The organism is Arthrobacter sp. NPDC056691, assembly GCF_042791415.1.
In the GTDB taxonomy this organism is placed as follows: domain Bacteria; phylum Actinomycetota; class Actinomycetes; order Actinomycetales; family Micrococcaceae; genus Arthrobacter.
Map to the genome: position 1 here is coordinate 21,327 of NZ_JBHTXX010000030.1, position 6,000 is coordinate 27,326.

6 protein-coding genes are annotated in these 6,000 nt (G+C 66.0%); 2 read left to right on the forward strand and 4 right to left on the reverse strand.

Annotated features, from left to right (window positions below; genetic code table 11):
- Positions 1 to 44: 44 nt before the first annotated feature.
- The 4 genes from nrdH to ACFRAU_RS19945 form a co-directional block, all read right to left on the reverse strand.
- Entirely contained in the window at positions 45 to 290 is a 246-nt protein-coding gene (gene nrdH / locus ACFRAU_RS19930; RefSeq protein ID WP_076802586.1) for a glutaredoxin-like protein NrdH, read from the reverse strand.
- A 487-nt stretch (positions 291 to 777) separates the two neighbouring features.
- Positions 778 to 2,151, reverse strand: coding sequence for a class I SAM-dependent methyltransferase (locus ACFRAU_RS19935; protein ID WP_378001185.1), 1,374 nt, complete (start codon positions 2,149 to 2,151; stop codon positions 778 to 780).
- Positions 2,148 to 2,873 carry a DUF1365 domain-containing protein gene (locus ACFRAU_RS19940; RefSeq protein ID WP_378001186.1) on the reverse strand — a complete coding sequence of 242 codons (726 nt, stop codon included), beginning with the start codon at positions 2,871 to 2,873 and terminating at the stop codon, positions 2,148 to 2,150. The genes ACFRAU_RS19935 and ACFRAU_RS19940 overlap by 4 nt, the downstream gene beginning before the upstream one ends.
- Positions 2,870 to 4,255 (reverse strand): NAD(P)/FAD-dependent oxidoreductase, encoded by a 1,386-nt coding sequence (locus ACFRAU_RS19945; RefSeq protein WP_378001187.1) that lies wholly within the window; start codon positions 4,253 to 4,255, stop codon positions 2,870 to 2,872. Before ACFRAU_RS19945 ends, ACFRAU_RS19940 begins: the two co-directional genes overlap by 4 nt.
- Positions 4,256 to 4,380: 125 nt before the next feature.
- Here ACFRAU_RS19945 and ACFRAU_RS19950 point away from each other — a divergent pair, with 125 nt between their 5' ends.
- Positions 4,381 to 5,298 carry a LysR family transcriptional regulator gene (locus tag ACFRAU_RS19950; RefSeq protein ID WP_378001188.1) on the forward strand — a complete coding sequence of 306 codons (918 nt, stop codon included), beginning with the start codon at positions 4,381 to 4,383 and terminating at the stop codon, positions 5,296 to 5,298.
- Positions 5,299 to 5,343: 45 nt separating this feature from the next.
- On the forward strand, positions 5,344 to 5,853 hold the full coding sequence (locus ACFRAU_RS19955; RefSeq protein ID WP_378001189.1) for a DUF2004 domain-containing protein: 510 nt from the start codon (positions 5,344 to 5,346) through the stop codon (positions 5,851 to 5,853).
- Positions 5,854 to 6,000 lie beyond the last annotated feature (147 nt).

Below are 6,000 nucleotides of genomic sequence, written 5' to 3' on the forward strand. Positions count from 1 at the left end.
CATCTACTTGGGAATTCTCTGCCGGAAACGGCGTGGGCGCAGCCTTAGGCCACAGAAGCGGACGCGCTGAGCGCCAGCTCTTCGATCTTGTCCGGGCGGAAACCGGACCAGTGGTCCTGGTCCGTGACGACGACCGGTGCCTGCATGTAGCCGAGCGACTTCAGGCGCTCAAGGGCGTCCGCGTCCTGGGAGATGTCCACGCTCTGGTAGGCAATGCCCTTCTTGTCCAGCGCACGGTAGGTAGCGTTGCACTGTACGCAGGCCGGCTTGGTGTAAACCGTAACGGTCATGGTTCCTGTCCCCTTTGTTGAAGTCACTACTGCTGCACTCTTCTGAGACCTTGCTGGTGTCTCTGTCTTTAAATCTCCGGCATGTAGCGGTGGACTCTGCCCGGACCTTACCGTCCAGTACTGGCTGCGCCGGTCTCCCGCTCAATCTGTATGTCGATACTACATGTAGTGCGCGGCCCCGGATGGGACCCCAAGATGATGTATTACAAGTATGTCATTTAATGCACCTTTAATCCACAGGCCGGGGCCTGCAAAATGTCCGGATTTCCGGGTTTTTGGCGGACGGAATCCACACCCTGTGGAGTAGTTAGACACATTTAAACGCCAGCGTGTCGTGCCGCAGACGGCGTGTCGCGGCACCCCCGACGGCACGATTCGGGTGGCCCGGAACACAACAGTGGGGGTCCCGAAGCATGCTTCGGGACCCCCACTGTGATTAAGCAAACGCCGGACTCGGGCTGCACCTTCCGGCGGGCAGGACAGGCTGCTACAGCTGGGCCTCCCGGCGGTCCAGGACGATCTGCTGCACATCCAGGTAGCCGGACTGGAAGCCGGCCCGCGAGTAGCAAAGATAAAACAGCCACATCCGCTGGAAGACCGCGTCGAACCCGAGCCCGCGCACTTCCGCGGCACGCTGCAGGAACCGCTCCTCCCAAAGCCTCAGAGTGGCAGCATAGTGGTCACCCATCCCCCGGCGCTCACGCACCCGGAGGGTGGTGTGCTGCTCCGTGACGCTTTCGATCGCCCGCACCGACGGCAGGAATCCGCCTGGGAATATGTACTTGTGCACCCAGGTGTAGGCGTTGCGGGTGGCGAGCATCCGCCCGTGCGGCATGGTGATGGCCTGGATGGCCACCTTGCCGCCGGGCGCCAGCACCCGGTCGATGGTCTGGAAGTAGACGGGCCAGTATTCGTAGCCCACCGCTTCGATCATCTCCACGGAAACGACGGCGTCATACTCGCCTTCCACGGCGCGGTAGTCCTGCAGTCCCACGGTGACCTGCCCGGAGAAGCCGGCTTCCTCGATACGCTGCTGCGCGAGCGCCTGTTGCTCGCTGGAGAGGGTGACCGAGTACACGGTGGCGCCGCGGGCTGCGGCCCGCAGGGCCAGCTCGCCCCAGCCGGTGCCGATCTCAAGCAGCCGGGTGCCCTCCCCCACGCCGGCCTTGTCCAGCAGCCTGTCGATCTTGGCCTGCTGCGCAGCGGCCAGGGCATCCCAGCCCACCTCGGTCAGCTGGCCCGCCGATGCCGGGAACAGCGCCGAGGAGTAGCTCATGGTGCTGTCCAGGAAGTTGGCGAACAGCTCGTTGGAAAGGTCGTAGTGCCGGGAGATGTTGCCGCGCGTGTTCTGCTCGGTGTTGCGCTCCTGCCGGGGCGCACGCGGCAGGTACAGGCTCCTGAGTTTCTGCAGCGGCACGGGGATGAGCGTGTCCACCGAGGAGGCAAAGACCTCCAGAACGCCGGCAAGGTCTGGCGCTTCCCAGTCCCCCGCCATGAAGGACTCCCCCAGCCCGATCAGCCCGTTGTCGCCGATCCGGACGGCGAAGTCATCCGGACGCAGCATGGTCATCACCGGCCCGCCGGAATGGCCGGTGCCCAACACCGTCCCGTCGGGGTATTCCACCCGCAGCGGCAGGCGTCGGACCGCCGCCCGGAACAGCGAATCGGCGGCCTTGCCGGCCATCTGCGCCTTGATCCCCGCGGGCGGACGGGCGACGCCGGGCCACACCTCCGCGTCGATGGCCGCCGGTGCCGGCGGCACCCGGAAGGCCTCGCCCGGCGAACCTCCCCGGTGTGAGGGGTCCCTGTACGCGGGGTCACTGTACGAGGGGTCAGTGTACGACGGATCTGTGAGAGTCACGAGACGGCCTCCTGTGGCGGGTGGTGGGGGCGGTTGATGATGGGCAGGCCTCGGGCCCAGAGTCTGATTCCCTGCCAGTGGATCTGCAGGGCAACGCGGAGCGGCGCCAGCGGCACCGCGGCCGCCGCCGCCAGGATGCTGCGGGCTGTGGCGGGCCGCCGGTCGCCGGTCATGGTGGCGGTAAAGGGCTTCCGTCCGGCGCGCTCCAGCACCACGGCCACGGCGAGTTTGCCCGCCGGTTCGGGCAGGCTCATCCGATAGCTGCCGTCCACGTCGTTGAACGGGGAGACAAAGAACTCCTTACCGGTGCGCGCGCGGCCGGCGCCGTCCGGATGCAGGAGGTAGCAGTGCCGTTCGCCGTAGGTGTTGTGGACCTCGGCGATCACAGCACGCAGCCCGCCGTCGCTGCCGTGGCACCAGAAGATGCTGATGGGGTTGAAGACGTGGCCCAGCACCCTGGCGTTGGCCAGCATGGTGACCCTGCCGCCGTCGGGCTTTTCGCCGCTCACGGCGAGGAAGCGGTCCACGTTCTCGCGGATGCTGGCCGCGGGATCCCCCAAGTGGTCCTTCGCGTGGAATCCGGCGAGTGGCCGCAGCCACCAAGGCAGTTGTGGCAGGTCATCGAGGTCCACGTACCAGCTGTAACTGCGGTAGCTGAAGGCGTTCTTCAGCGGATCCTGCCGCACATGGCGGATGCGGGTCCGGTAGATGGCCGCGCTCATGGCACCAGCTCCGAAGACTGCCCGGCACCGGACGCAACCGGGTCCGTGGCCGATGCGTCCGGCACCCGGACGAAGGGATCCTCCCACTCGCGGCCCAGCTGCGCGGCCGCCCGCACACCGGCGGCGGCGCCGTCCTCGTGGAACCCCCAGCCGTGGTACGCGCCCGCGAAAGCCAGCCGGTGGTCGCCCAGCTCCCCCAGGCGTTCCTGGGCGGCCACGGATTCAGGCGTGTACTGCGGGTGCTCGTAGACGAGGTCCTGCAGCACTGAGTCCGGCTCAATCAGGTCCGATTCACCGAGGCTCACGATGTAGCTGCCGCCGTCGTCGGGGGTGAGACGCTGCAGCCGGGTGAGGTCGTAGCTGACCAGCACCTGGCCGGGACGTGCAGCGCAGGACGGCAGCCGGTAGTTCCAGGAGGCGCGGGCGGCGCGGCTGCGGGGCAGGACCGCGGGATCGCGGTGGAACTTGATGTGGTTGACGGAATACGGGATGTGCCCCAGAACCTGAACCTCCGCGGGGACCGGTTCAGCCATCATGGCGAGTGCCTCGCGGGGGTGGGCGGCGATAACCGCAGCGTCGAAGTGCTCGGTTCCGGACGCCGTCGTAACCTCCACTCCGGTCGGGATCCGCCGCACAGCCAGCACAGGGCTGGAGAGGCGGACATCTTGGAGGCCTTCGACCACACGATCAACATAGCGCCGCGATCCGCCCGTCACCGTCTTCCACTGTGGCGAGCCCTTAATGCCGAGCATGCCGTGATGTTCGAGGAAGGTGAAAAGGTACCGGGCGGGGTAGGCCAGGGCGGTGGTGGGGTCGCAGGACCAGACAGCGCTGACAACCGGGGCCATGAAATGCGAGGTGAAGTAGCTGCTGAATCGTTCGCGTTCGAGGAACTCGCCCAGCGTTTCCTCCCGTGCCCCGGGACGGGAGGCCCCGTTGGCCAGCAGCGCCCGCGCCTTCCGCCAGAACCGCAGGATCTCGGCAAGCATCAGCAGGAACCGCGGCCGCGCAAGGTTGGCCGGCCTGGCAAAGACACCCGAAGCACCCTTGGCGCCGGCGTACTCCAGGCCACAGCCGTCGCAGCGGATGCTCATGGTCATGTCCGAATCCTGCGTCTCCACGCCGAGCTCGCCGAACAGCCGGATAAGGTTCGGGTAGGTGCGGTTGTTGTGCACAATGAAGCCGGTGTCCACGGCCAGGCTCCCCGACTCCTGCCGCACGTCGTGCGTGTGGGCATGTCCGCCCGGCCGGGAATCCGCCTCGAAAAGGGTCACGTGGTCCCGGCGGCTGAGGATGTACGCGGCCGTCAGGCCCGCCACCCCGCTGCCGACAACAGCAACGTGCCGCCTTTCGTCTCCATTCCGTGTTGGGCTCGGTGACAATCTTCGCTCCTCTGCTGAACAGTTGCCGCTGATTTGGGTAGTCAACGGCTATTCGGAGCAGTTCGGCGTGCCGGATGGGTACGGATTCTTTTCCCGTCCCAAAGCACCCAGAGTAAGGTTGGCTGGTGGTCAACCCCGTGCATTTGAAGACGCTCCTGGAGGTGACGCGGCTGGGGTCCTTCGCGGCTGCGGCGAGCCGGCTCGGCTACACCGCCTCAGCCGTGTCCCAGCAGATGTCCGCCCTTGAGCGTGACACGGGCGTCCGCCTGTTCCAGCGCTCCGCCCGGAGCGTGGTTCCCACCGATGCGGCGGTGGTGATGGCGCGCCACGCGGCCAAAGTCCTTACGGACATCGAGGCGCTGATGGCTGCGGCTTCCAGGACACAGGACACCACCAGCCAGGAGCTGCGGCTGGGCATCTTCCCGAGCCTCGCAACCTATGTCCTGCCGCGGATCCTGCGGAGTCCCGCATGGAAAGGGCTGGGCATCGAACTGAAAGTTTCCGTGGCCGAACCCGCCCAGACCATCCAGGGGTTGCGAACCGGCGGAGACACCGATGTGGCGCTCGTGTACCAGGTGGGACAGTCCGGGCTGGCCTGGCCGCACACCATCAACCGGCAGTGGATCGGTGACGACAATTTCCGCGTGGTCCTTCCGTCCGGCTGGGGATTCCGAACCGATGCGAAGGTGGCGGCCGACCATCTTTCGGACATGCCGTGGATCATGCACCATCCCGGCACGAGCGACGCCACCGTCATTGAGCGGCTCTTCGCGGGCTGCAATCTCCACCCCCGGGTGGTGGCGTACAGCGACGACTTCCATGCCAGCCTTGAAATGGCCGCCGCCGGGCTGGGGGCGGCACTGGTGCCGGAGCTTGCCCTGCTGCATCGGCCGGCCGGCGTCGTGGTGCTGGACGTCCCCGAAATCCGGCTGGCCCGCAACGTCTTCGCGCTGCTCATCAACGACAAGAAGACAGCCCGGGTCCAGCTGTTCGTGGACCTGCTGGCCGAAACCATGGGCGGTCTGGGGCAGCCAGATAAATGATCCCCGATGCTGGAATGCTCTGCTTTTCGGGTCTATGTTGAAGATATGACCACCAAGGTAGCGAGCCAGCACTTCGGAGTAATCGAGCTGAACCACGGCAGGGACCATAACGTTGCCGCGGAGCACGAGCTGGCCGGTCAACGCCTTGAGCTGGACCTGAACATCAACGCCCATGACCACTTCGATGAAGCGGCCATGCACAAAGTGGACTACCGCCTCCGGTACCTCCCCGAACTCGTGGACGAGGTCAGGGAAATGATTGCCGAGGAGCTGGAGCAGGAAGGCACCAGCCCGCAGGAATATCTGCGCTTCCACTGCAACGCCATCAAGGACGAGCACCTGCAGAAAATCTTCGGTGTGAAGGAGAAGAGCCAGCTCACCAATGCGGTGTTCCTGAAGGCCCTGAAACTGGGCCATGTGGGGATCTACCCCGGCCAGCCCGAACGCTATTTTGTCCTGGACTTCACCCTGGGCGAGCACTTCACCGACGAGGTCCTGGTGGCCTCCGCGGACGAGGACGGCGTGGTCGACGACGAGATCGTCTGGGAATCGTAAACACTGCTTAAAGAACGACGGCGCCCGGCAGCGTTACGGGTCCGGGGCCGGTTCGGTAGCACATGGTTTTCGACGTTGGAGGGTGCCGCCGGTGCGCGCCGGCCCTGCGGGGTGGCGCGGACCGGGTTGGCCGGGGCAATTTGGTGG

Coding starts and splice junctions, on each gene's coding strand:
- nrdH (WP_076802586.1), bottom strand. CDS start 290: ATGACCGTTACGGTTTACACCAAGCCGGCCTGCGTACAGTGCAACGCT.
- ACFRAU_RS19940 (WP_378001186.1), bottom strand. CDS start 2,873: ATGAGCGCGGCCATCTACCGGACCCGCATCCGCCATGTGCGGCAGGAT.
- ACFRAU_RS19955 (WP_378001189.1), top strand. CDS start 5,344: ATGACCACCAAGGTAGCGAGCCAGCACTTCGGAGTAATCGAGCTGAAC.